Below are 23,783 nucleotides of genomic sequence, written 5' to 3' on the forward strand. Positions count from 1 at the left end.
TGGCCGACGCGACAACCTCGGTGTCGCCGAACCTCGCGCTCGCGCCCGTAGGATCGGGGCGCGCTACTCGACCGCTACCTACCCGACGGAGGGGGAGTTGCTAGCCGTTCTGCTCGTCCACGCACTGGCCGCCCTGCTGGCCCCGCTGTGCGTACGAGTGCTGGGCCGCAACGCTTTCTATCTGCTGGCGCTGGTCCCGCTGGGCAGCCTCGGGTGGGTGATCGCGCACTGGGGAGACACCGTGCGCACGCAGGTGCAGTGGGCGCCGCAGATCTCGATGAACATCGATCTGCGTTTCGATTCCCTCGCCGCGGTGATGTCCACGCTGGTGCTCGGCATCGGCGCGTTGATCCTGGCCTACTGCGGTCGCTACTTCGAGCGTGACGAAGCCCGGCTCGGGGTGTTCGCAGCCGAGCTGACCGGATTCGCCGGTGCCATGTTCGGGCTGGTCACCAGCGACAACATGTTCCTGCTGTACGTGTTCTGGGAAATCACGACGGTGCTGTCGTTCCTGCTCGTCGGCCACTACGCCGAGCGTTCGGTCAGCCGAAGGGCCGCGATCCAGGCGCTGCTGGTGACGGGTGCGGGCGGGCTGGCGATGCTGGTCGGGATCGTCATCCTCGGGCTCCGCTACGACAGTTTCCTGTTCTCGGATGTGCTCGCGGCCGGCGCTGTTCCGTCGGGGAGCGCGGTGTCGGTGGCGATCGGCCTGGTACTGCTCGGGGCGATCAGTAAATCGGCGATCGTGCCGCTGCACTTCTGGTTGCCCGGTGCGATGGCGGCGCCGACGCCGGTGAGTGCGTACCTGCACGCCGCCGCGATGGTGAAAGCCGGTATCTACCTGGTGGCCCGGCTGGCGCCCGCGCTCGCGCAGACACCGCCATGGCATCTGATGCTCCTGCCGCTCGGCATCGGCACGATGCTGCTCGCCGGGTGGCGGGCGATCCAGGTGCACGATCTGAAGCTGGTGCTGGCGTTCGGCACCGTCAGCCAGCTGGGTCTGATGATCACGATGGTCGGTATCGGCACCCCCGACGCGGCGCTGGCCGGGCTCACGCTGCTGGTGGCGCACGCGCTGTTCAAGGCGTGCCTGTTCATGGTGGTCGGCATCATCGATCACGGCGCGGGCACCAGAGATCTGCGCCGACTATCCGGGTTGGGGCAGCGTGCGCCGGTGCTGTGCGCGATCGCGGTACTCGCGTCGCTCAGCATGGCCGGACTGCCACCGCTGCTCGGATTCGTCGGCAAGGAGTCGGCGCTCGGCGCGCTGTGGTCGGCCGATGTGCTGAGCCCACCGGTGCGGTTCGCCCTGCTGGCGGGGGTCACGCTCGGTTCGGCGTTCACCGTGGCCTACAGCATCCGATTCGTCTGGGGCGCTTTCGGCGTCACCGCCAATCCCGAGCGCGAGGTCACCTGGCACGCACCCGGAGCATTGCTGCTCAGTCCGCCCGCGGTGCTCGCGGTGGCCGGGCTGGCGGGCGGGCTCGACACCCAGGCCGTCGACCGATGGCTGAGCCCGTACGCCGAGTCGCTGCCCGGCGTCCTCGACACCCATCTCGCCCTCTGGCACAGCTTCACCGGACCGCTCGCGCTGACGGTGGTCATCGTCGTGGCCGGTGTCGCCCTGTTCCTGATCCGCGGCCGGATCGGCGAACCCGCGCACCCGCGTCTCGGCAACGCCGATCGCAACTACGACGCGGCCCTGCGCGCGATGGACCGACTTTCGTTGCGCATCACCGGAACCGTGCAGTCGGGTTCGCTGCCCGCCAGTCAGGCCACCATCCTCGGCACGCTCATCGTGCTGCCGACGGTCATGCTCGCCGTCGGCACGCGGACGGGAGTGCAACTGCGACTGTGGGATTCACCGTTGCAGGCCGCGATCGGCGCGATCATGATCGCGATGGCGTTGGCCGCCACCGTCTTGCGCAACAGGTTGGCCAGCGTGCTCGTAGTCGGAGTGACCGGTTACGGCAGCGGCGTGATCTTCGCGCTGCACGGCGCACCCGATCTCGCGTTGACCCAATTCCTGGTCGAGACACTGACTTTGGTCGTCTTCGTGCTCGTGCTGCGCGCGTTCCCCGCGGAGATCGCCGCGAGCCAGGGCACGGCGTTCAAATTCCGCCGGGCGCTACTGGCCATCGGCGTCGGCATCACCGTTCCCGTCCTCGCCGCGTTCGCCATCGCCGCCAGGCATGGCAACCCGATCTGGCAAGCCATCCCCGATGCGGCCTACCGAATGGGCGGCGGGAAGAACGCGGTCAACGTCCTGCTGGTCGACATCCGTGCCTGGGACACCCTCGGCGAGATCTCGGTGCTCGTCGTCGCCGCGACCGGCGTGGCGTCGCTGGTCTTCCGCAGCCGCCGCTTCGGCAGCGCGCCGCGCGCCGCCGACTCACCGAACTACGACCCCGACGCGGTGAGCTGGTTGCCCGCGGCGCGCCTGCTCGACCGGCGCGACCGTTCGATGGTCCTGCAGATCACCACCCGCCTGGTCTTCCCCACCATCATGGTGCTGTCGGTGTACTTCTTCTTCTCCGGCCACAACGCGCCCGGCGGCGGCTTCGCCGGTGGCCTGGTCGCCGGGTTGGCCCTGACCCTGCGCTACCTCGCGGGCGGCCGATACGAACTGGGCGAAGCGCTGCCGGTCGACGCCGGACACCTGCTCGGGGCGGGCCTCGCCCTCGCCGCGGGCACCGCCACCGCATCGCTGCTGCTCGGCGCACCTCCGCTGTCCTCGGCGATCATCGAGGTGACGCTGCCGCTGCTCGGCCACATCAAACTGGTCACCGCCCTGTTCTTCGATCTCGGCGTCTACCTGGTGATCGTCGGGCTGGTGCTGGACGTGCTGCGCAGCCTCGGCGCCCGCCTGGACAAGGAACTCGTATGACCGCGAACCTCGTTCTTCTCGTCACCATCGGCGTGCTCACCGCGTGCGGTGTCTACCTGCTGCTCGAGCGGGTGGTGTCGAAGATGCTGCTCGGGATGATCCTGCTCGGCAACGCGGTGAACCTGCTGATCCTCACGATGGGCGGCCCGGACGGCGAACCACCGATCCTCGGCAGCCCCGACACCTCCCCCGACGGCATGGCCGACCCGCTCGCACAGGCGATGGTGCTCACCGCGATCGTGATCACCATGGGCCTGGCGGCTTTCGTCCTCGCGCTGGCCTATCGCGCCTACATGCTGACCACCACCGAAGACGTGACCAACGACCCCGAGGACGCCCAGGTCGCCGCCCGGCGCGAACGCGAGGATCCCGAACAGTGACCCTGTCCCCGGATCTGCTGCCCACCATCGCCGCACTGCCCGTGCTGGTTCCGCTGCTCGCCGCCGCGGCCACCCTGGTGTTCGGCCGACGCCCGCGCCTCCAGGCGATGATCACGCTGACGGCGCTGTCGGTGGTGCTGGTGATCAGCGGGCTGCTGCTCTACCTCGCCGACCGCGACGGCACCACCGCCGTGCAGGTGGGCGGCTGGCCGACCCCGATCGGCATCACCCTCGTCGTCGACCGGCTCAGCGCCGCCATGCTGCTGGTCTCGGCCTTCGTGCTCCTCGTGGTGTCCATTTACGGTGCGGGACAGAATATTTCCGACGGTGACCAACACCAGCCGACCTCGATCTACCGTCCCACCTACCTGATTCTGACCGCGGGCGTGTCGACCGCGTTCCTGGCCGGTGATCTGTTCAACCTGTTCGTCGGCTTCGAGATCTTGCTCGTCGCCTCGTTCGTGCTGCTCACCGTCGGCGCCACCGAGGAACGGATCCGCACCGGCATCGCCTATGTGATGGTGTCGATGGTGTCGTCGCTGATCTTCCTGATCGGCATCGGCCTCACCTACGCGGCAACGGGCACCCTGAATCTCGCGCAACTGGCCCTGCGTCTGGAAGCGACACCCAGCGGCGTGCGCACCGCCTGCTACGCGGTGCTGCTGGTCGCGTTCGGGATCAAGGCGGCGGTGTTCCCGCTGTCGAGCTGGCTGCCCGACTCCTATCCCACCGCGCCGGCGCCGGTCACCGCGGTGTTCGCGGGTCTGCTCACCAAAGTCGGTGTGTACGCGATCATCCGCACCCACACACTCTGGTTCCCCGATGGCGCGTTCGACGACATCCTGCTGGTGTGCGGGCTGGCGACGATGCTCATCGGTGTCCTCGGCGCCATCGCGCAGACCGATATCCGGCGACTGCTCTCGTTCACGCTGATCAGCCACATCGGCTACATGGTTTTCGGCATCGGCCTCGCCACCACCGCCGGGCTCACCGGCGCGGTGTTCTATGTGGCCCACCACATTCTCGTGCAGACCGCGCTGTTCCTCGCGGTCGGACTGATCGAACGCCAAGCCGGGTCGGTGTCGCTGCGACGGATCGGCGGCCTGGCCACCGCGAGTCCGCTCCTCGGCATGCTGTTCCTGCTCCCCGCTCTGAATCTGGGTGGTATCCCGCCGTTCTCAGGATTCATCGGCAAGGTCGCGCTCCTGGAAGCCGGTGCCGCCGACGGCAGCGTCCTGGCCTGGGTGCTGGTCGGGGGTTCGGTGGTCACGAGCCTGCTCACGCTCTACGCGGTGGCGCGGGTCTGGAGCAAAGCGTTCTGGCGACCGCGCGAAGAGGCGCCGGAAGGCCATCTCACCGCGGCGAATCTGCCGACCCTGGTGGAGGATTCGCAAGATGTGCACTACGAGGACCGCACCGATCCCGGCCGGATGCCGGTACTGATGGTGCTGGCCACCGTCGGGCTCGTCTGCGCCGGGCTCGCGCTCACCGTGTTCGCCGGGCCGATCCTCGGCATCGCCGAACGTGCCGCCGTCGACCTGGACCACCCGTCGGTCTACATCGACTCCGTGCTCGGACCGGAGCAACGATGAGCCGATTCATTCACCGCGACAACGCCCTTCGCATCGGCGTACTGCTCTGGCTCACCGCCGTCTGGGTCGCGCTCTGGGGGGATTGGAGTCTCGCCAACGCGCTCGCCGGCGTCGTGGTCGCGCTGATCGTGATCGTCGCGCTGCCACTGCCGTCGGTCCCGGTGGCCGGGCGCTTCCATCCGCTCTCGTTCCTCGAATTGATCGCTGTCAGCGTCTACTACTCGCTCGAATCGAGCCTGCAGGTGGCCTGGTTCGCGCTGCGACCCAGCGGACCGCCGGTTTCGGGCGTGCTGCGCGTGCACCTGGGCATCCAGTCCGATCTGGTGCTGGTGATGTGCACCGACCTGCTCAACCTGATCCCCGGCACCATGGTCCTCGAACTCGACCGCCAGCGCTGCGTGGTCTACGTCCATGTGCTCGATGTGGGCAGCGACGAAGCGGTCGCGAAGTTCTACCGCACCACCCGACGTCTGGAACACCTGATGATCAAGGCCTTCGAACGACCGAGCGAACGTCGCCGCGTCGACCCCCCACCGGAGGTGTAACCATGACCGTCGTCGCGATAATCGCCGCCATCCTGCTCACCGCCGCCGCGGTGATCACCAGCTACCGCGTACTCGCAGGCCCGAGCACCCTGGACCGGGTGGTCGGCATCGACTCACTGATGGCCATCGCCGCCTCCGGGCTCGCGGTCTGGGCCGCCTACAGCGATGACACCACGGTGATCCCGGCGATCGTGGCGCTCGCGCTGGTCGGTTTCCTCGGCTCGGCCGCGGTCACCCGATTCCGGGTAAGGGACGACCGATGAGCGGGTGGGAGTGGGTATCGGCGGTCCTGATCCTGACCGGCTGCGCGCTCGCGTTCACGGCGTCGATCGGCATCGTCCGCTTCCCCGACACCCTCACCCGCATGCACGCGGCCACCAAACCGCAGGTGGTCGGCCTCCTGCTGGTGCTCGTCGGCACCGGCATCGACATCCGCGACGACATCAATGTCTGGATGCTCGTCCTCACGGGCTTGTTCACGATCATCACGGCCCCGGTCGTCGCCCATCTCATCGGCCGCACCGCCTACCGAGAACAACGTCACCGCGACGGGTTGTTCTAAACGGCGGGCGTTGCGATGCGTTCGATGGCAGGTTCGGGGGCGGTGGCGAACCAGGTGTTGTGGAAGGCTACGGCCACCGCGGCCAACAGCCCGATGACGATCGCGCCCGCGGCCACCGGATACTCCGCCATCGGCACCGCCAGGTAGCGGTAGGACAGCAGCAGCGCCGCGAACACCGCCGTGCCGAAGCCGACCAGCCGGATCCGGAACGCGCCCCAGCCCCGCTCGGGCGCGCGCAACGCCGATTCGACGGTCAGGCACAGCACCGCGCCCGCCACCAGGTCGACGCCGTAGTGATAGCCGAACCCCAGCGTCGCGGTCACCGTGGCGGCCAGCCAGAACGCGCCGCCCCAACGCATCCAGATCGGCGCGCGTGACCCGTCGATATCGCGGCGGGTGTGGATGAACAGCGACAGTGCCCACGCGGTGTGCATCGAGGGCATGCAGTTGCGCGGGGTGAATTCGTCGAACGGCAGCGCGGCCGGGTTCGAGTCGAGCGGGGGCAGCGCGGCGGGCCAGAAGTTACCCACTTGGAAACCGTGCCCGTCGGCCCCGAACGCGAACATCGGCCCGACTATCGGGAACAGCACATAGAACAGCGGTCCGACCAGACCGAGCACCAGGAAGGTGCGCACCAGATAGTGGCTGGGCCACTGTCCGGTCGTGACCACCTTGCGCAGCTGCCACACCGCGATCGCGATCGCGGCCACCGGCAGTTCGATGTAGACCCAGTGCAGCACCGCGTACACCTCGGGACCGAGCACATCCAGCACCCGCCCGACGACCCACGACGGGTCACCGAGCGCGTGATCGGCGAGCAGCGCGTACTCGTCGAGCACGGTCGGGCGAACCGCCGAAGTCAGGTGCAACCACACATCGCCGACCTTGGTTGCCAGCACCAGCAGCGCACCGAGCGCCACGGCCTTCAACGCGTCACCGCGCTCACGACCCTGCCAGCGCACCGCCGCGACGACCGCAAGCGCGGCAAGCACGATCGTCGGCCCGTTGCCGACGGTGAACGGCTTGCCGTCGATGAGCCGCAGCGCGACCCACACCGCATCGATCCCGATCGCGGCGGCCAGCGCGATCACCCGGCGGCGCGTGGAGATCCCGACAAGTGCGAGCACGAGCCCGGCCCACGGCACCGACATCGATTTGGGCGTACCGACGAAGTCACGAGCCAAGCTGGCCAGCGGACCGTCGAAACCGTTGATCGAGGCAACGATCTGCAGTCCGACCAGCAGCGCGAGCACCGCGACCACGGCGACAACAGCGAGCGTGCGTGGTTCACGCAGACGAGAACCGAGGGTGGCACCCCCCGCGACGGCGCGCGGATGTTCGACAAGCATCCAGCCATCGTAAACGGCGGGTTAACGCCGCCTCCCCGCGCAGCTGAACGCTACTGATCCAGCTCGCGCACCAGCGCGTCGACGACCGCGATCATGTCGCCCTGTGTCTGCGCGGCGACTCGGCGTTGCCGCTGGTAGGAGGCGCCGTGGCGGAGAATGTCTGCCACAGCGGCCAGCTCGTCGGCACAGCCCAGACGCTTCGCGGTCGGCTCGAGCCGGGTGAGCAGGTCCATCAGATCGTCGGTGACCAAACGCTCATTGCTGGCGTCGTCGACGATCACGATCGCGTCGAGCCCGTAGCGCGCGGCCCGCCATTTGTTCTCCTGCACATGCCATGGCGGCAGCGTCGGCAGGTCCTCACCGTTTTCGAGGCGCTGGTCCAGGTCGACGATCAGGCAGTGGATCAGCGCGGCCACCGAAGCCAGTTCGGCCCGGCTGGACAGGCCATCACACACCCGCACCTCGATGGTGCCCCACTTGGGCGCGGGCCGGATGTCCCAGTGCATGCCGCCGAGTTGTTCGAACACACCGGTTTTCATCTGGTCGTGGACGAAACCTTCGAACTGACGCCAGTTCTCGAACTGGAACGGCAGTCCGGCGGTCGGCAACTGCTGGAACATCAGCGCCCGGTTGCTCGCGTACCCGGTGTCGTCACCGGACCACATGGGCGAGGACGCCGACAGCGCGAGCAGATGCGGATACGACAGCAGCAGCGAGTTCAGGATCGGAAAGACCTTGTCCCGGTGCGAAACTCCCACATGCACGTGCACGCCCCAGATGAGCATCTGGCGGCCCCACCACTGGGTACGTTCGATCAGCTCGTCGTAATGCGGTGAGCGCGTGAGCTGTTGGGTCGACCACTGCGCGAAGGGGTGGGTGCCCGCGCAGAACAGGTCGACACCGAGTGGATCGGCCGCGCGCCGCACCGCGTTCATGGTGCCGTGCAGGTCTTCCACCGCGCCGCCGACCGTTTCGTGTACCCCGGTCACCAATTCGACTGTGTTGCGGAGCAATTCCTTGGTGACCTGCGGGGTGCCGTCGTGCGCGCGCAGGTCACCGACCGCGTCGAACACCGTCGAGGCGGTGTTGGACAGATCACGCGTCACCTTGTCGACGAGCGCGATCTCCCACTCGATGCCGATGGTCGGCCGGGGCGAACCGCGAAACGAAACCGACTCGAATGCCCCGGCCATGGGTACGCCTCGCTAACCGACGACGCCGCACGCCACCCGGGCGCCCGCATCGCCGGTGGTCAGGGTGGTCTCGTCCGGGCCGGTGCCGCCCTCGCGCGTGTAGCGCGGGGGGATGTTGCCGAAGTTGTCGGCGCCGCCGTGGACGATCAGCGCCTTGCCCTTGACGTTGTCGAGGGTGACCGTGTCGGTCCGGGTGACCAGCTTCGCGGTGCCGTCGGCGCCGACCTGCAGCGAGGTGAGGTCACCGCTGGCCGGGTGCGCGGTGGCCCCGCCGACCTGCAGATGCCCGCCTGCCGAGGCGAAGTCGCCCTCGCAGGTGCCGTTCTGGTGAAAGTGCAGGCCGTGGAAGCCGGGCGTCAGGCCGCGCGCCTCGACGGTGACGACCAGGTGGCCACCCTCCTGCACGATGGTCGCGGTGCCGACCTCGGCGCCCGCGCCGTTCTTGAGCGAGGTCTTCAGGCCGCCTGCCGCGCCACCGTGATCGTCGCTGTGGCCGGGGGCCGCGGTCGCCGACGGTGCGGCGTGACCGCCACCGTGGCCGCCGCTTTCACCCGCGGGTGCCGACGAGCTGGTCCACACCGGCGGCGTGGTGCCCTTGACGTCACTCGACTCCTGGCTGTTGGTGCAGGCTGCGAGCCCGAGCGCGGCGACCGCGAGCACCGGGGTCACAATGCGCCAGGACGGGCGACGAGTTGTCGACGTGGCCATCAGGAGACTCCTTATCGGACTGGGGCTATACCGCTCAAGATGATGCCACAGCGGCGACACGGCCTACGGCACCGCGTGCCGCGCCTCGGTCAGCGACCGGTCAGCACGACGACAACACCTGGTGAGGTGTCCCCCGTCTTGGGCGCGACCGTTCCGCCGACCTGCTCGGCGATCGCGGTGGCAGCGGCCTTGTCGCCCGTGCCGCCGCCGTAGTACACGGTGGTGGTGGTGAGGTTCGCGCCGTTGTAGTTGCCGGTGCTCACATTGGTCCAGCCCGCGGTGGTCAGCTCGCTCGCGGTGCGGGCCGCCAGGCCTGCGACCAGGCTGTTGTTCAGCACCCGCACCGGCACAGCCTGATCCGCCGTACCCGCCGTGGGCGTCGTGATCGCGGTCGTGGTCGTCGGCGCGACGGAGGTCGTCGTGGTCGGGTCGGCCGCGCTGGTGGTGGTCGGCGCGGGCTTGGTGGTGGCCGGTGCCTGCGCGACCGCGCTGGAGGTGGTGGTCTCGGTCTCCGTATCCGAGGCCTGGACATCGGAGTTCGACAGCGACATCGCACCCAGACCGGCGAAGACAATGGCCAGCGCGATCAACACCATCGCCAGCGCGCGCAACGGCGGGCCGCCGGGAGTGGGGTTCGGGTTGCTCACCCGCCCAACCCTAGCCGCAACAGCGGGTGTGTGGCCCTCATGTCAGACCTGGAAACCGAGTTTGCGAGCGGCACGCGACTTCTGCCTGCTCGCCCGCAGCCTGCGCAGCCGCTTGACCAGCATCGGATCGGCCGCCAGCGCTGCCTCGGAGTCGACGATCGCATTGAGCACCTGGTAGTACCGGGTGGCCGACATGGCGAACAGTTCGCGGATCGCGTCTTCCTTGGCGCCCGCGTATTTCCACCATTTGCGCTCGAAGTCCAGGATGTCGAGTTCGCGGCGACTCAGACCGGTGCTCTCGTCGGCCGCCGAATCCTGTTCGCCCGCAGTGGGGCCGTCGGGGATCCCGGAGCCATCCCGAGCTGCTGCGCCGTCCATCTTGCTCCCTCGCCGAGTATCACGAGATGGGTGAATACCGTCGTATTCAACCATGGGTTGTCCCGATCCTTCGACCCATGTCACGGCGTGTTGACTGAAGGCCAGTAGGGGTGGCGCGGGCCACAGGGGTCCGCCGATCGTCGGCCCACCCGAGCGGCGATAATGGCGAGCATGGCAATTCTCCCGATCGTGATCGTCGGTGACCCCGTTCTCCACAACCCCACCGCGAAGGTGACGGAGACCCCCGCGGAGCTGGCCGAGCTCATCGCGGATATGTACGACACGCTCGAAGAGTCCAAGGGTGTCGGTCTCGCGGCCAATCAGGTCGGCGTCGGCAAGCGGCTGTTCGTCTACGACTGCCCCGACTTCGACGCCACCGGCAACCCCGTTCGCCGCAAGGGCGCGGTGGTGAACCCGGTGCTCGAGACCTCCGCGATCCCCGAGACCATGCCCGACCCCGATGACGACGAGGAAGGCTGCCTGTCGGTACCCGGCGAGCAGTTCCCGACCGGTCGCGCGGACTGGGCGAAGGTCACCGGGACCGACGAGAACGGCGAGCCGGTCGAACTCGAGGGCACCGGCTTCTTCGCGCGCATGCTGCAGCACGAGGTGGGTCACCTCGACGGTTTCCTCTACGTCGACGTGCTGATCGGCCGCAATGCCCGCGCCGCCAAGAAGGCGATCAAGCGAAATGGCTGGGGTACACCGGGTTTGAGCTGGATCCCGGGAACCGTTCCTGATCCGTTCGGTCATGACGACTGACATTCCGCTCGGGCGGCGGGTGGTGATGCGGTACCAGCTGCCCGCGGGTTATCCCCAACCGCTCACAGATGTGATCGGCGAACTGGTGTCGCTGGAGCCGCCGGCGGTGCGCACCGTCGAGGGTGAGCTGGTGTCGGTGTCCGCCGATCGCGTCGTCGCGTTGAAAGCACTGGGGCCCCGGCCTATTCGAACCAAGGAGATCCGGTCACTGGAGACCGCAGCGGCCATGGCCTGGCCGGGCAGCGCTCACCTGTGGATCGACGGTTGGCTGGTGCGAGCGGGTAACGGCTACACCGGGCGGGCGAATTCGGCTGTCCCACTGGGTGAGTCGGGCGTGCCCGCGGTGCTGTCGATCGACACCATGCACAAGATCGCGGACTGGTACACGAGTCAGGAGTTGCCGCTGCTGCTGCAACTGCCCGACCGGCTCGCCCCTGTCCCGCCGACCTGGAACACCTGGAGCGAGACCGTGGTCCTCGGTCTCGACATCGCGAATTTCGTCCTGCCGCAAGGCCCGTCGATGGTCCGGATCACCGACGAGCCCGAGGACGGTTGGCTGCGGACACACCGCTACCGCGGCGAGATCCCCCTCGACCCCGCCGTGCGCGAACCGGACCGGGCCGTGCTCACCTCGGTCCTGGACGGCACCCTCGGCTTCGCCTCACTCGGCCTGCCCGAGCCCCTGTCCATCGGCCGCGGCGCGGTGACCACCGCCCCCGACGGCCGACGCTGGGTGGGCCTCACCTGTGTGGCCGTAGCAACAGCGCACCGCCGCAACGGACTCGGCGCGCTGCTGTGCGCCGAACTGATCCGGTGGGGTGCCGAGCAGGGCGCGAGCCACGCCTACGTCCAGGTAGAGGTGGGAAACCCCGGCGCGCTCGCCCTCTACCGCGAACTCGGCTTCATGGAACACCACGCCTATCGCTACGCCGCCCCCCAGAGTCATTAGCCTCGAAAGGACCGTCACTTCCGTGCGTCTCGCCACTTGGAACGTCAACTCGATCCGCTCCCGCGTCGATCGGACGATCGCCTTCCTGGACCGCCACGACATCGACGTACTGGCGTTGCAGGAGACCAAGTGCCGTGACGATCAGTTCCCCTTCGAGCAGTTCGAGGCCGCGGGGTACGAGGTGGCGCACGTGGGGCTCAATCAGTGGAACGGGGTCGCGATCGTTTCGCGGGTCGGGCTCACCGATGTCGAGCTCGCCTTCCCCGATCAGCCCGGCTTCGACAAGGACGCCGGCGATTCGCTGATCGAATCGCCGGTGGTCGAGGCGCGCGCGCTCGGTGCGACCTGCGGCGGGGTGCGGGTGTGGAGTCTCTACGTCCCCAACGGCCGCACGCTCGCCGACCCGCACTACACCTACAAGCTGAACTGGCTCTCGACCCTGCACGAGAAGGCGGCGGGCTGGCTGGCCGAGAACCCACAGGCCGAGATCGCGCTGGTCGGCGACTGGAATATCGCCCCCACCGACGACGATGTCTGGGCGCCGGAGCTGTTCGTCGGCAAGACCCACACCTCCGCCCCCGAGCGCGAGGCGTTCCAGTCCATGCTCGATATCGGCTTCCGCGATGTGATGCGCCCGTTCGCCCCCGGCCCTGGCGTCTACACCTATTGGGACTACACCCAGCTGCGTTTCCCCCGCAAGGAGGGCATGCGCATCGATTTCATCCTCGCCTCCCCCGCCCTGGCCGACCGGATCAAGGACGCCTCGGTGGACCGCGAGGAACGCAAGGGCAAGGGTGCCAGCGACCACGCGCCGGTGATCGCCGAATTCTGACGGAACTGCCGCGCATTCTCGGTTACGTTGGAGGTGGAAGTTTCACCCTGCAACGTAGCGGGAGGTGCGCTTTATGTCGTTTTATCGCCGGGTCGGGTCGGTGCCGCCGAAGCGGCATACGCAGCATCGGGATGAGCGCGGCAACCTCTACTACGAAGAGTTGATGGGCGAGGAGGGGTTCTCCGGGGACTCCTCTCTGCTGTATCACCGTGGTCTCCCGCCCGCCATTGTCGACGCGACTGTCTGGGAACTACCCGACCAGACATTGACGCCGAATCATCCACTGCACCATCGACATCTGCGGCTACCACTGCTGTTCCCCGGCGATACGGCCACGACGGTCGACCCGGTGACCGGACGCAGGTTGCTGCTGGCCAATGCCGATGTGCGGATCTCGTACGTGGTCGCCAAGGGCGCGTCACCGCTGTACCGCAATGCCATCGGCGACGAGCTGGTGTACGTGGAATCCGGTGCGGCCGTGGTGGAGAGCGTGTTCGGAATCCTGCCGGTACACCAGGGCGACCAGGTCCTCATGCCGCGGTCGACCACCCACCGCTGGCTGCCGATGGGCGAGGAACCGTTGCGCGCGTACGTGATCGAGGCGTCGAGCCACATCACCCCGCCCAAACGCTATCTCTCGAAATTCGGTCAGCTGCTGGAGAATTCGCCGTACTGCGAGCGGGACCTGCACGGACCACTCGAATTGCTGCTCGTGGACGACACCGACGTGGAGGTGCTGGTCAAACATCGTGCGGGCAACGAGGTGATCGGGACCAGGATGACCTACGCGAGGCATCCGTTCGATGTCGTCGGCTGGGACGGCTGCCTGTATCCGTACACCTTCGATATCGCCGATTTCGAACCGCTGACCGGCCGCGTACATCAGCCACCGCCGGTGCATCAGGCCTTCGAGGCCGCCAATTTCGTCGTCTGCAATTTCGTACCGCGCAAGGTCGACTATCACCCGCTGTCGATTCCGGTGCCGTACTACCACTCGAATGTGGATTCCGACGAGATCATGTTCTATTGCGGCGGAAACTACGAGGCGCGCAAGGGTTCCGGGATCGCCCAGGGTTCGGTGTCGGTGCATCCGGGCGGTTATGCGCACGGCCCACAACCCGGCGCCTACGAACGCAGCATCGGGGCGGAGTTCTTCGACGAACTGGCGGTGATGGTGGATACGTTCCGGCCGCTGCAACTCGGCGAGGGCGCGCTGGCCTGCGAAGATCCGGCGTACGCGTGGACCTGGTCGGGTCGTGGGCCGGGGCTCGGATGAGCCTGCTGCGCGTGGAGGTCCCCGACGATTCCCTGTTCGGGGCGGAGAACATGCCCTACGGCGTTTTCGCACCGCCTGGCGGCGGGTTCCGGGTCGGGGCCCGACTGGGCGATTCCGTGCTCGATCTGGCCGCGCTGCTGGACGATTCGGCGTTCGCACGTCCCGACCTGAATGCCTTTCTCGCACAGGGTCGTCGCCGGTGGCGCGAAGTCCGCGACAGGCTGCGCGAACTCGCCGACACCGCGCTGCCGGTCGATGCCGTACACCCCGTGTCCTCGGTACGGATGGCGTTGCCGGTGCGGATCGGCGATTACGTCGACTTCTACGCCAGCATCGACCACGCCACCAACCTGGGCAGGCTCTTCCGTCCGGATAGTGAACCGCTGCTACCGAATTGGCGTCATCTGCCGGTGGGCTACCACGGCCGGGCGGGCACCGTCGTCGTCTCGGATACGCCGGTCATCAGGCCGCAGGGCCAGCGCCGAACAGCCTCCGGCACACCTGATTTCGGACCGTCGGAACGCCTGGATATCGAGGCCGAATTGGGCTTCGTCGTCGGTACCGGCTCCACGCTCGGCACACCGGTCACCGTCGACGATTTCACCGAGCACGTCTTCGGCGTCGCCCTGGTCAACGACTGGTCGGCCCGCGATATCCAGGCCTGGGAGTACCAGCCGCTCGGTCCGTTCCTCGGCAAGTCGTTCAGCACGTCGATGTCGGCGTGGATTACGCCCCTTTCCGCGCTGACGCAGGCCAGGGTGCCGCTCCCGGCACAGGATCCCGAGCCGCTGCCGTACCTGCGCGGCGCCGACGACTACGGCCTCGACATCGATCTCACCGTCGCCTGGAACGGCGAAGTCGTAGCGCACCCGCCCTATTCGCGCATGTACTGGTCCCCCGCCCAGATGCTGGCCCACCTCACCGCCAACGGCGCCTCGATCCGCCCCGGTGACCTCTACGCCTCCGGCACGATTTCCGGACCGGAGCCGTCGCAACGCGGGTCTTTCATCGAATTGTCTTGGGGTGGCACCGAATCCATCACCGTGAACGATCAGGCACGCACGTTCCTGGCCGACGGTGACCAGGTGACGATCACCGCCACCGCGCCGGGCACCGAGGGACGGCGAATCGGCCTCGGCGAAGTCGGTGGCCGAATCCTGCCCACTTCCGGCTAGCCCCAGCGGATCTGTCCCGCGTCCACCCTGGGGCGGAGATGATACTTGACACACCTCCACCCCGAGGCGGTATCGGGCGGAATCGATCGGGGATACGGTGACGGTTCGAACGTTTCCGAACAGAGGGCACCCGACGATGTTGACGAGAATCGCCCGCACCGCCGTTGCCCGACCACGGTTGGTGGTCGCGGTCGCAGTGTTACTGATGGTGTTGTGTGGCGCGATCGGCGCCACGGTGCACTCGCACATGAAATCGGGCGGGTTCGTCACCGCCGATCTCGATTCCGTGCAGGCCAGCCAATACCTGAGCGAGCACTTCCCCGGTAGCGAGCCCAACTACGTCCTCGACATCTCCACCGAGGACGTCGCGAACTCCGCCGCCGCGCGCGAGGCCGCCGACCGTGTGATCGCCGTACTGCGCACCCATCCCGAGGTGAGCGGGGTGCAGTCGTATTGGACCGCGCGCCCCGATCTCGAACAGGCGATGCTCAGCAAAGACGGAAAGCACGCGCTGATCCTGGCCAGCATCGAGGGCGACGACGCCGAACTGCCCGTTCGGGCGGCGAAGCTGAGCGAGGAACTACAGGTCGAGAGCGGTCCGGTCACGATCAAGGCCGGTGGGCTCGCCGCCTCCTTCGCCGACATCAACACCCAGATCAGCAAGGATCTGATCATCGCCGAGGCGATCGCGATCCCGATCACCGGTCTGCTGCTGGCACTGGTGTTCGGCAGCCTCATGGCCGCCGCACTGCCGGTGGCGATCGGACTGTTCGCTATCGCGGCGTCGCTGGGCATTCTGCGCGTGCTGACCGCCCTCACCGACGTGTCGATCTTCGCGCTGAACATGACCACCGCACTCGGACTGGCGTTGGCGATCGACTACAGCCTGTTCATCGTCAGCCGGTATCGCGAGGAATTGACCGGGGGCGCTACCCCGACCGCAGCGGTGACCCGCGCGATCCAGACCGCCGGTCGCACGGTCGTGTACTCGGCGCTGGTCGTCGCGCTGTCGCTGTCGGCACTGCTGGTGTTCCCGCAGTACTTCTTCAAATCCTTCGCCTACGCGGGCATCGCCGTGGTCGCCGCCGCGGCGGCCGCCGCGGTGATCGTGCTGCCCGCCCTGCTCATCCTGGTCGGCAATCGCATCGACGCGGGCGACCTGCGCGCACCGATGCGCCGACTGTTCCGGCTGGCTCCGGGCACGGAGAAGGCGCCGCGTCAGACGTTTTGGTATCGCCTGGTCGTGGCCGTGATGAAGCGACCGATGTCGATCGCGCTGGCCACCACCGCGTTCCTGCTGCTGCTCGGCTCGCCGTTCCTCGGTGTCCAGTTCGGCTATCCCGACGACCGGTCGCTGCCGACCGAGGTCGCCAGTCGCGAGGTGGGCGACATCCTTCGCACCGAATTCGATGCCGACCTCGCGTCGAGCGCGACCATCGTGCTGCCCGAATTCCGCGGCAGCACTGCGGAACTCGAGACCTACGCCCGCGACCTGTCCAAGGTGCCCGACGTACCGGCCGTCCTCAGCAGCGCGGCGGTGTATCGCAACGGGCTGCGGGTGGCAGCGGGCGTGCCGGAGATGACGGACACGCAGCACGGCGCCTACCTGTCGGTGGCCACCACACTCGACCCCTACTCCGACGCGGGCGGCGCCCAGCTCGACACCCTGCGCACCGTGCCCGCCCCGTCGAAAGCCCTGATCACCGGCCCGGCCGCGCTGAACCAGGACTCGGTCAACGCGATCACCGGCAAACTGCCGCTGGCGGGCGCGCTGATCGCGCTCACCACGCTGGTGCTGCTGTTCCTGTTCACCGGCAGCGTGGTGCTGCCGGTGAAGGCGCTGATCCTCAACATCCTGTCGCTGGCGGCGACCTTCGGCGCGATGGTGTGGATCTTCCAGGAAGGCCACCTGTCGGGGCTGCTCGGCTTCACCGCCACCGGCACCCTCAACCTGGCTATGCCCATCCTCATGTTCAGCCTGGCCTTCGGCGCGTCCATGGACTACGAGGTCTTCCTGCTGTCGCGGATTCGCGAGGAATGGCTGGCCGGGCCGAAGACGACCGAGGGCAATACCGAGGCCGTCGCGATGGGCGTGGCCCGCACCGGACGTATCTTCACCGCCGCCGCGGTACTGATGAGCATCGTGTTCCTCGGCGTCGCCACCTCCGGAGTGTCGATGATGAAACTGTTCGGCCTCGGCTGTGCGCTCGCGGTGATCAGCGACGCGACGGTGATCCGCGGTCTGCTCGCCCCCGCGCTCATGCGGATGATGGGCACCTGGAACTGGTGGTCGCCGAAGCCGCTCGTGGTGCTGCACAACAAGTTCGGGCTCGATGAGGCCGAGGACAGCACACACGACGCGCCGAAGCAGCTCGACTCGGCGTCGGTGTAGCGAGCCTCGCGCGCGACCCGTCCGGCTGTCCCCGGGCGGGTCGCGATCCCCGGCGGGTAACGTCGGCGGGGCAATTCACACCAACGGGGGCTCGCACCAGCGGGCTGAGAGGACGGCTAGCCCAATCGGGCGTTCAGGGCCGTCGACCGTATGAACCTGACCGGGTAATGCCGGCGTAGGGAGGAACTATCGTGGGCTCGAACGCGTCTTCTGACAGAACGGTCGACACCGTCACCACCGGTCCGATCCAGGGCAGCGTCAAGCACTACCAGGAGGTAGACGGCCTGCGCATCCCGGTTCGTCGCATCAACCTCACCAACGGGGACAGCTTCGATGTCTTCGACACTTCAGGTCCCTACACCGACGACAACGCGGTGATCGACCTCGAAGCAGGGCTACCGAAACTGCGCGACGAATGGGACACCCCGTCCGTCGACGGCCCGCCGACCCAGCTCGCCTGGGCTCGCCAGGGCATCATCACCCCCGAGATGCGGTTCATCGCCGCCCGCGAGGGTGTCTCGCCCGAACTGGTGCGTGACGAGGTCGCCCTGGGTCGTGCGGTGATCCCGGCCAACCACAACCACCCGGAGCTGGAGCCGACCATCATCGGCAAGAAGTTCCTGGTGAAGATCAATGCCAATATCGGCAACTCGGCGGTGTCGTCGTCGATCGCCGAGGAGGTCGAGAAGATGGTGTGGGCCGCGCGCTGGGGTGCCGACACCATCATGGACCTGTCCACCGGCAAGAACATCCACGAGACCCGCGAGTGGATCCTGCGCAACTCCCCGGTCCCGATCGGCACCGTTCCGATCTATCAGGCGCTGGAGAAGGTGAACGGCGATCCCACCAAGCTCACCTGGGAGATGTACCGCGACACCGTGATCGAGCAGTGCGAGCAGGGCGTCGACTACATGACCGTGCACGCGGGCGTGCTGCTGCGCTACATCCCGCTCACCGCCAAGCGGGTCACCGGCATCGTCTCGCGCGGTGGATCCATCATGGCCGCTTGGTGTTTGGCGCATCACCAGGAATCGTTCCTGTACACGCACTTCCGTGAGCTGTGCGAGATCCTGGCGAAGTACGACGTGACCTTCTCCCTCGGTGACGGCCTGCGTCCGGGCTCCATCGCCGACGCCAACGACGAGGCCCAGTTCGCCGAACTCCGAACCCTCGGCGAGCTCACCAAGATCGCGAAATCCTATGGCGTGCAGGTGATGATCGAAGGCCCCGGCCACGTGCCGATGCACAAGATCGTCGAGAACGTGAAGCTCGAGGAAGAGCTCTGCGAAGAGGCGCCGTTCTACACCCTCGGCCCGCTGGCCACCGATATCGCGCCCGCCTACGACCACATCACCTCGGCCATCGGCGCCGCGATCATCGCCCAGGCGGGCACCGCGATGCTCTGTTACGTCACGCCCAAGGAGCACCTCGGCCTGCCCAACCGCGACGACGTCAAGGTCGGCGTGATCACCTACAAGATCGCCGCCCACGCCGCCGACCTCGCCAAGGGGCACCCGCACGCCCAGGACCGCGACAACGAATTGTCCAAGGCCCGTTTCGAATTCCGCTGGCACGACCAGTTCGCGCTCTCGCTCGATCCCGACACCGCCCGCGAGTACCACGACGAAACGATGCCCGCCGAGCCCGCCAAGACCGCCCACTTCTGCTCGATGTGCGGTCCGAAGTTCTGCTCGATGCGTATCTCCGCCGACGTGCGCGAGTACGCGGAGAAGCAGGGGCTCACCGATGTGGCCGCGATCGAGGCGGGCATGGCCGAGAAGTCCGCCGAGTTCGCCGACCAGGGCAGCAAGGTATACCTCCCGGTCGTCTCCTGACCGCCGCACCACCACCGCTGACGCCCGTCCGATCTCCACGATCGGGCGGGCGGCCACCCTGGATTTCGGGGCTTTCGCTCGCCCTGGCGCTAAGTAACGTTGGCGGCGTGTCGATCTACCGGCACGCCGAGCACTGGAGTGAATCAATGAAGCGCATCGTCGCCGGGGCCCTCGCGGCCGCCGCCCTGTCCGTCGCCGCCCCGCTCGGCACCGCCCAGGCCGCGTCCCTCCCGGTCGCCGACTCCGGCTCGTCGTCCATCGGCTGCACCTCGGACACCAGCCCCTGCGCCCTGCGTCCGCTGTTCGACCTGTTCACAGCCCTCTCGACGGGCAGCGCCTAGGGCCTGATCTCGCCGCGCGACCGACCTTCGTGGTGGGTCGCGCGCCGATCGGTGGGTTCGCCCGGCTGTGCCGATACCATCTTCGAGCACCGCGGCTGCCCCGGATCATCGCGCGGGGTAACGTCGGCTGGGTGGCCGATGCCTTCTACCGCCAAGACCCCGCGGACCCGAACCGATACCTCTCGACCGAGCTGACCCGGGGCCCGTGGTCGCCGGACGCCCAGCACGCGGGACCACCGTCGGCGCTGCTCGGGCATGTGATCGAGCGATGTGAGCCGCGGCCGGGATTCCAGGTCGGGCGGGTCGCCGTAGAGATTCTCGGGCCGGTGCCGCTGGCTCCGCTCACCGCGCAGGCGAGGGTGGTGCGGTCGGGGCGCAGTGTCGAACTGATCGAGGCGACGTTGTCGTCGGAGCGCGGCCCGGTGATGCAGGCCAACGCGTGGCGGCTCAAGCTCTCCGAGCCCGCTCTCGATCTGCCCACCGAGTTCCTGCCGACCGGCACCAGGCCGCTGCCCGCGGCGACCGAGCCGGAGCAGTTTCCGTCCGATCAGGCGATCGGTTTCCACACCGGCATCGAATACCGTTTCAGCGCAGGCTCTTTTGCCGCGCCGGGCCCCGCGGTCTGTTGGATCCGGTTGAAGTACCCGATCGTCGCGGGGACCACCCCGAGTCCGCTGGAGCGCACGCTGGCCGCCGCCGATTCGGGCAACGGGGTCAGCGCGGTCCTCGACTGGTCGAAGTACCTGTTCATCAACACCGATCTCACCGTCACTCTGCATCGTCAGCCGGTCGGCGAGTGGGTGTGCCTCGACGCGGTCACCCATCCGCAGCCGCACGGCATCGGCCTCGCCGAATCCGCGCTCTTCGACGAGACCGGGCCCTTGGGTCGCAGCACCCAAACGCTGCTGCTGGCACCGCGCTAGCGGCAGCCGGATCTCGCGGGGTCGCGGGACTCAGTGACGCGGCTTCACCAGGTCGGTGTTGCCATGCTTGAGCAGTTCGGAATCGAAGGTGCTGTCGGTGCGGAACGGGTCACCGGTACCGGTGGTGATCAGCTCGTACAGGCTCTTGGTGATATAGCCGCCCCAGGCATTGGCGCACACTTCGTAGCATTCGTCGGCGGGCCGCAAACCCACATGGGTGAAGCGGATCTCGGTGGCACCGTCACGGTCGATGAGGTCGAAAACCACGTCGGTGCCCTCCCATTCGGCGGTGTCCGCGATGAAAGACATGTGGGCGTCGGTGACGTGCCAGACCAGGCGCTCGCCGGGGATCGACTCGGTGGTGGTCATCGTGCAGCGGTGGGCGCCGGGGACCTCGAAGCGGTAGCTGTCGCCGACGGTGCCGGTGGCTCCTTCGATGGTTTCGTTCCACCAACCGCGGACGTTGTTGATCGCCGCGAACGCTTCCTCGCGACTCGCGTCGACGGTGGTGGTCGCGGTGAAGTTGTTGTCGCTCATCGTTTTTCCTTCGGTTCAGCCGTCCAGGTATTTCCGGAGGGCGTCGAATGGCCTGTCCCAGTCGCGGGCCATGGCGGCCAGAAACTGTTGTGCCACTTGCATCGGGGCGGAATCGAGGCGGTAGCGCACGCGGCGCCGCTCCCCCGGTTCCGCGATCACCAGGCCCGCATCAGCGAGCAGGACCAGGTGTTTCGCGATCGCCTGCCGGGTGATGGGCAGTCGATCGGCGAGGTCGGTCGCGGTGGCCGGACCGTGCGCGGCGAGTGCGGCCAGTACCGACCGCCTGCTCGGATCGGCCAGCGCGACGAAGACCCGTTCGGCGGTGGCCTCCAGCTCAGGCCGCATCGAGGTACTCGACGAGCTCGCCCAGCTCGCTCTTCCAGCCGCCGACATTGCCCTCGAACGCTTCCTTGTGCGCCTCGTCGGGCAGCTGCGCGAAACCGGTCTCGGTCACCGTGAGCCGGGTCCCGCTGCCGTGGGGCTCGAGGTTGAACTCGACATAGGTGCGCCGCGGGTCCTCGTCGGGCAGACCGTTGATCGGCCAGGTGTAACCGAACACCGAGGGCTCTTCGACCCGCTCCACCCGCATGTTCGCGGCGAACCCTTCCTTCCAGGTCATCCGCATGTCCCCACCCGGGCGCAGGTCGATCTCGGCGGTATTGCCGAACCAGCTACCCAGCCCTTCCGCGGTGGTGATCGCCGCCCACACCTTGGCGGGCGGATGCGCGAGCTCGACGGTCCGGACTATCTGATCAGGGAATCCCATGATGCCTCCTCATGTATAGCAACCGACTGGTTGCAACTCAGAGTATTGCAACCCTCGGGTTGCGTCAAGGGTGTCAGTAGTCGCCGGTGACGCGAAAACCTTTCGGGACCAGCCAGACCGTTCCGACGGCCACCACCGCGACGACCGCGGCCGAGATATAGGACGTGGTGGTGAGCGCTACGTCGAAGGCGTGACTCGAGGCGTGGGCGAGCTCGTCGCGGGCGGGTTCGGACAGTTCGGTGGCCACCTCGGCCGCCCCGCCGATCGAACCGCTCGCCTGGTCCACTTTGTCCGCGGGGACGGGCAGAGCCGTCATGTGCTGACTGAATATCCGGGCATGCAGGCTGCCGAGCAAGGCGACGCCGAACCCGACACCGACCTCGTAGTTGGTCTCCTCCACCGCGCCCGCCTGGCCTGCGCGGTCGGCGGGAACGGCGCCGACGAGGACCGCGGCCGCCGCGGTCACGGCCATACCGTCGCCGAGGCCGAAGGACACCAGGACCAGCGCGACCACCGGATAGGTGGTGGGTTCCGGACTCACCGCCAGCAGCAGGAAGCCGAGCGCGACCGCGCCGAGCCCGACGCCGAGCACCGCGCGGACACCGAATTTCTCCATCAACATCGGCGTGAGCAGGGAGGCGGTGAGGAGCGTGAGCGCGGCGGGCAACATCCGGATACCCGCCTGTGAGGGGCTGTAGCCGTGGACGTACTGCAACCACAGCGAGATCAGGAACATGGCCGCGCCGATCGCCATCATCGCCAGCAGGGTCGCGACGGCCGCCGCAGTGAACGCACCGTTGCGGAACAGGCGCACGTCGAGCAGCGGGTCGGTGGCGGTGAGCTGACGCCGGGTGAACCAGGTCAGTGCGGCGATGCCGACGACCAGGATCGTCCAGTCCGCCACGCTCGCTTCACCTTTCGCGAGATGTTTGACGCCCCACGCCAGGCAGACGATGCCCGCCACCGACAGCCCCGCGGCGAACCAGTCCAGGCTGCCCGCCTGTGGCGCACGGTATTCCGGCAACACCCACAGCCCGACCACTACCGTCACGAGCACCACCGGCACATTGAGCCAGAACGCCGACGACCACCCGAAATGCTCGACGAGGAACCCGCCGACGATGGGCCCGACCGTCGCGCCCACACCCGCGACCGCCGCCCAGATCCCGATGGCCATGGTGCGTTCCCGCACATCGGTGAAGATATTGCGGATCAGCGACAGCGTCGACGGCATCACCATCGCACCGCCGATCCCGAGCAGCACTCGCCCACCGATCAACTGCCCCGCGCTCCCCGCAGTAGCGGCGACCACCGAGGCGATGCCGAACAGCACGAAACCGCTGATGAACAACAGCTTTCGCCCCACCCGATCACCGAGCGCACCGGTGGTGATGAGCAGCCCGCCGAGCACGAGCCCGTAGATGTCGATGATCCACAACTGCTCCAGCGGCCCGACCTGTAGGTCGTTGATCAGCGACGGCAACGCCACATTGAGGATCGTGGCGTCCATCGCCACCAGCAATAGACTGGCGCACAACACCGCGAGCATCAGCCAACGCACCGACCCGTACGTCTGCGCGCCCTCGTCCACCATGCCGCCTCACCGCCGATTCCTGGTCGTGACCGGTATCCGGATCCGTGGCACCCGATCCGCTGCTCAACCTACCGAGCGAGCCGTGCATCCAGCGCCGACAACACTGGGCGGCAGCGATCTTTCAGCGCGCGGGCAGCGCACGACCGCAGCGGATCGACTA

Annotated in this window: 24 protein-coding genes and 1 riboswitch; of the genes, 15 read left to right on the forward strand and 9 right to left on the reverse strand. The window is 67.7% G+C overall.

The features are described 5' to 3' along the window. The first annotated feature begins 97 nt into the window (after positions 1–97). From IBJ82_RS17980 to mnhG, 6 genes are read left to right on the forward strand one after another with little or no spacing between them, the layout of a single operon-like run. Positions 98–2,887 (forward strand): Na+/H+ antiporter subunit A, encoded by a 2,790-nt coding sequence (locus IBJ82_RS17980; protein WP_194826987.1) that lies wholly within the window; start codon positions 98–100, stop codon positions 2,885–2,887. Further along, complete coding sequence (locus IBJ82_RS17985; protein WP_194826988.1) at positions 2,884–3,267, forward strand: Na(+)/H(+) antiporter subunit C; 384 nt, start codon at positions 2,884–2,886, stop codon at positions 3,265–3,267. The genes IBJ82_RS17980 and IBJ82_RS17985 overlap by 4 nt, the downstream gene beginning before the upstream one ends. Beyond that, entirely contained in the window at positions 3,264–4,859 is a 1,596-nt protein-coding gene (locus tag IBJ82_RS17990) for a Na+/H+ antiporter subunit D (protein ID WP_194826989.1), read from the forward strand. The genes IBJ82_RS17985 and IBJ82_RS17990 overlap by 4 nt, the downstream gene beginning before the upstream one ends. After that, positions 4,856–5,404, forward strand: coding sequence for a Na+/H+ antiporter subunit E (locus IBJ82_RS17995; protein WP_228537178.1), 549 nt, complete (start codon positions 4,856–4,858; stop codon positions 5,402–5,404). The genes IBJ82_RS17990 and IBJ82_RS17995 overlap by 4 nt, the downstream gene beginning before the upstream one ends. A gap of 2 nt (positions 5,405–5,406) precedes the next feature. Further along, on the forward strand, positions 5,407–5,667 hold the full coding sequence (locus IBJ82_RS18000; RefSeq protein ID WP_194826990.1) for a monovalent cation/H+ antiporter complex subunit F: 261 nt from the start codon (positions 5,407–5,409) through the stop codon (positions 5,665–5,667). After that, positions 5,664–5,966 (forward strand): monovalent cation/H(+) antiporter subunit G, encoded by a 303-nt coding sequence (gene mnhG / locus IBJ82_RS18005; protein WP_056814841.1) that lies wholly within the window; start codon positions 5,664–5,666, stop codon positions 5,964–5,966. Before IBJ82_RS18000 ends, mnhG begins: the two co-directional genes overlap by 4 nt. On the opposite strand, the gene IBJ82_RS18010 is transcribed toward mnhG, so the two are convergent. From IBJ82_RS18010 to IBJ82_RS18030, 5 genes are all read right to left on the reverse strand, one after another. Further along, positions 5,963–7,315, reverse strand: coding sequence for a phosphatase PAP2 family protein (locus tag IBJ82_RS18010; protein WP_194826991.1), 1,353 nt, complete (start codon positions 7,313–7,315; stop codon positions 5,963–5,965). The genes mnhG and IBJ82_RS18010 overlap by 4 nt on opposite strands. 50 nt (positions 7,316–7,365) lie before the next feature. Beyond that, positions 7,366–8,508, reverse strand: coding sequence for a glutamate--cysteine ligase (locus IBJ82_RS18015; protein WP_194826992.1), 1,143 nt, complete (start codon positions 8,506–8,508; stop codon positions 7,366–7,368). 12 nt (positions 8,509–8,520) lie between these two features. Continuing rightward, complete coding sequence (locus IBJ82_RS18020; protein ID WP_194826993.1) at positions 8,521–9,216, reverse strand: superoxide dismutase family protein; 696 nt, start codon at positions 9,214–9,216, stop codon at positions 8,521–8,523. Positions 9,217–9,305: 89 nt separating this feature from the next. Continuing rightward, positions 9,306–9,863 (reverse strand): LytR C-terminal domain-containing protein, encoded by a 558-nt coding sequence (locus tag IBJ82_RS18025; protein ID WP_370585357.1) that lies wholly within the window; start codon positions 9,861–9,863, stop codon positions 9,306–9,308. A gap of 42 nt (positions 9,864–9,905) precedes the next feature. Then, positions 9,906–10,241 (reverse strand): DUF3263 domain-containing protein, encoded by a 336-nt coding sequence (locus IBJ82_RS18030; protein WP_194826994.1) that lies wholly within the window; start codon positions 10,239–10,241, stop codon positions 9,906–9,908. Positions 10,242–10,412: 171 nt separating this feature from the next. Between IBJ82_RS18030 and IBJ82_RS18035 the strand changes: the two genes are divergently transcribed. The 9 genes from IBJ82_RS18035 to IBJ82_RS18075 all read left to right on the forward strand — a co-directional run bounded on the left by IBJ82_RS18035 (position 10,413) and on the right by IBJ82_RS18075 (position 20,726). After that, positions 10,413–11,003, forward strand: a complete 591-nt coding sequence (locus tag IBJ82_RS18035) for a peptide deformylase (RefSeq protein WP_194826995.1) — start codon at positions 10,413–10,415, stop codon at positions 11,001–11,003. Next, positions 10,993–11,952 carry a GNAT family N-acetyltransferase gene (locus IBJ82_RS18040; protein ID WP_194826996.1) on the forward strand — a complete coding sequence of 320 codons (960 nt, stop codon included), beginning with the start codon at positions 10,993–10,995 and terminating at the stop codon, positions 11,950–11,952. The genes IBJ82_RS18035 and IBJ82_RS18040 overlap by 11 nt, the downstream gene beginning before the upstream one ends. A gap of 22 nt (positions 11,953–11,974) precedes the next feature. Continuing rightward, the gene (locus IBJ82_RS18045) at positions 11,975–12,784 is read left to right on the forward strand and encodes an exodeoxyribonuclease III (RefSeq protein WP_194826997.1); all 810 of its coding nucleotides are present in this window, start codon (positions 11,975–11,977) and stop codon (positions 12,782–12,784) included. Positions 12,785–12,857: 73 nt separating this feature from the next. Continuing rightward, entirely contained in the window at positions 12,858–14,060 is a 1,203-nt protein-coding gene (locus IBJ82_RS18050) for a homogentisate 1,2-dioxygenase (protein WP_194826998.1), read from the forward strand. Further along, complete coding sequence (fahA, locus tag IBJ82_RS18055) at positions 14,057–15,235, forward strand: fumarylacetoacetase (protein WP_228537179.1); 1,179 nt, start codon at positions 14,057–14,059, stop codon at positions 15,233–15,235. Before IBJ82_RS18050 ends, fahA begins: the two co-directional genes overlap by 4 nt. A gap of 136 nt (positions 15,236–15,371) precedes the next feature. Then, on the forward strand, positions 15,372–17,627 hold the full coding sequence (locus tag IBJ82_RS18060; RefSeq protein ID WP_194826999.1) for an MMPL family transporter: 2,256 nt from the start codon (positions 15,372–15,374) through the stop codon (positions 17,625–17,627). 73 nt (positions 17,628–17,700) lie between these two features. Further along, positions 17,701–17,826: riboswitch (TPP riboswitch) on the forward strand. Beyond that, entirely contained in the window at positions 17,819–19,462 is a 1,644-nt protein-coding gene (thiC, locus tag IBJ82_RS18065; protein ID WP_194827000.1) for a phosphomethylpyrimidine synthase ThiC, read from the forward strand. Its footprint overlaps the riboswitch before it by 8 nt. 107 nt (positions 19,463–19,569) lie before the next feature. After that, entirely contained in the window at positions 19,570–19,803 is a 234-nt protein-coding gene (locus tag IBJ82_RS18070; RefSeq protein WP_194827001.1) for a hypothetical protein, read from the forward strand. Positions 19,804–19,934: 131 nt separating this feature from the next. Next, positions 19,935–20,726 (forward strand): thioesterase family protein, encoded by a 792-nt coding sequence (locus tag IBJ82_RS18075; protein WP_194827002.1) that lies wholly within the window; start codon positions 19,935–19,937, stop codon positions 20,724–20,726. A 30-nt stretch (positions 20,727–20,756) separates the two neighbouring features. Here the strand turns inward: IBJ82_RS18075 and IBJ82_RS18080 are convergent, their stop codons facing one another. From IBJ82_RS18080 to IBJ82_RS18095, 4 genes are all read right to left on the reverse strand, one after another. Beyond that, the gene (locus IBJ82_RS18080; protein WP_194827003.1) at positions 20,757–21,263 is read right to left on the reverse strand and encodes an SRPBCC domain-containing protein; all 507 of its coding nucleotides are present in this window, start codon (positions 21,261–21,263) and stop codon (positions 20,757–20,759) included. Positions 21,264–21,278: 15 nt separating this feature from the next. Next, complete coding sequence (locus IBJ82_RS18085) at positions 21,279–21,608, reverse strand: helix-turn-helix transcriptional regulator (RefSeq protein WP_194827004.1); 330 nt, start codon at positions 21,606–21,608, stop codon at positions 21,279–21,281. Beyond that, positions 21,598–22,029, reverse strand: a complete 432-nt coding sequence (locus IBJ82_RS18090; protein ID WP_194827005.1) for an SRPBCC domain-containing protein — start codon at positions 22,027–22,029, stop codon at positions 21,598–21,600. The genes IBJ82_RS18085 and IBJ82_RS18090 overlap by 11 nt, the downstream gene beginning before the upstream one ends. Positions 22,030–22,102: 73 nt before the next feature. Continuing rightward, entirely contained in the window at positions 22,103–23,623 is a 1,521-nt protein-coding gene (locus IBJ82_RS18095; RefSeq protein ID WP_194827006.1) for an MFS transporter, read from the reverse strand. Positions 23,624–23,783: the final 160 nt, after the last annotated feature.

This window comes from Nocardia sp. XZ_19_231 (assembly GCF_015355705.1).
Classification (GTDB): Bacteria; Actinomycetota; Actinomycetes; order Mycobacteriales; family Mycobacteriaceae; genus Nocardia; species Nocardia salmonicida.

Coding starts and splice junctions, on each gene's coding strand:
- IBJ82_RS18035 (WP_194826995.1), top strand. CDS start 10,413: ATGGCAATTCTCCCGATCGTGATCGTCGGTGACCCCGTTCTCCACAAC.
- IBJ82_RS18010 (WP_194826991.1), bottom strand. CDS start 7,315: ATGCTTGTCGAACATCCGCGCGCCGTCGCGGGGGGTGCCACCCTCGGT.
- IBJ82_RS18000 (WP_194826990.1), top strand. CDS start 5,407: ATGACCGTCGTCGCGATAATCGCCGCCATCCTGCTCACCGCCGCCGCG.
- IBJ82_RS18080 (WP_194827003.1), bottom strand. CDS start 21,263: ATGAGCGACAACAACTTCACCGCGACCACCACCGTCGACGCGAGTCGC.
- IBJ82_RS17985 (WP_194826988.1), top strand. CDS start 2,884: ATGACCGCGAACCTCGTTCTTCTCGTCACCATCGGCGTGCTCACCGCG.
- IBJ82_RS18095 (WP_194827006.1), bottom strand. CDS start 23,623: ATGGTGGACGAGGGCGCGCAGACGTACGGGTCGGTGCGTTGGCTGATG.
- IBJ82_RS18030 (WP_194826994.1), bottom strand. CDS start 10,241: ATGGACGGCGCAGCAGCTCGGGATGGCTCCGGGATCCCCGACGGCCCC.
- IBJ82_RS18050 (WP_194826998.1), top strand. CDS start 12,858: ATGTCGTTTTATCGCCGGGTCGGGTCGGTGCCGCCGAAGCGGCATACG.
- IBJ82_RS17995 (WP_228537178.1), top strand. CDS start 4,856: ATGAGCCGATTCATTCACCGCGACAACGCCCTTCGCATCGGCGTACTG.
- IBJ82_RS18040 (WP_194826996.1), top strand. CDS start 10,993: ATGACGACTGACATTCCGCTCGGGCGGCGGGTGGTGATGCGGTACCAG.
- fahA (WP_228537179.1), top strand. CDS start 14,057: ATGAGCCTGCTGCGCGTGGAGGTCCCCGACGATTCCCTGTTCGGGGCG.
- mnhG (WP_056814841.1), top strand. CDS start 5,664: ATGAGCGGGTGGGAGTGGGTATCGGCGGTCCTGATCCTGACCGGCTGC.
- IBJ82_RS18020 (WP_194826993.1), bottom strand. CDS start 9,216: ATGGCCACGTCGACAACTCGTCGCCCGTCCTGGCGCATTGTGACCCCG.
- IBJ82_RS18015 (WP_194826992.1), bottom strand. CDS start 8,508: ATGGCCGGGGCATTCGAGTCGGTTTCGTTTCGCGGTTCGCCCCGGCCG.
- IBJ82_RS18090 (WP_194827005.1), bottom strand. CDS start 22,029: ATGGGATTCCCTGATCAGATAGTCCGGACCGTCGAGCTCGCGCATCCG.
- IBJ82_RS18060 (WP_194826999.1), top strand. CDS start 15,372: ATGTTGACGAGAATCGCCCGCACCGCCGTTGCCCGACCACGGTTGGTG.
- IBJ82_RS18085 (WP_194827004.1), bottom strand. CDS start 21,608: ATGCGGCCTGAGCTGGAGGCCACCGCCGAACGGGTCTTCGTCGCGCTG.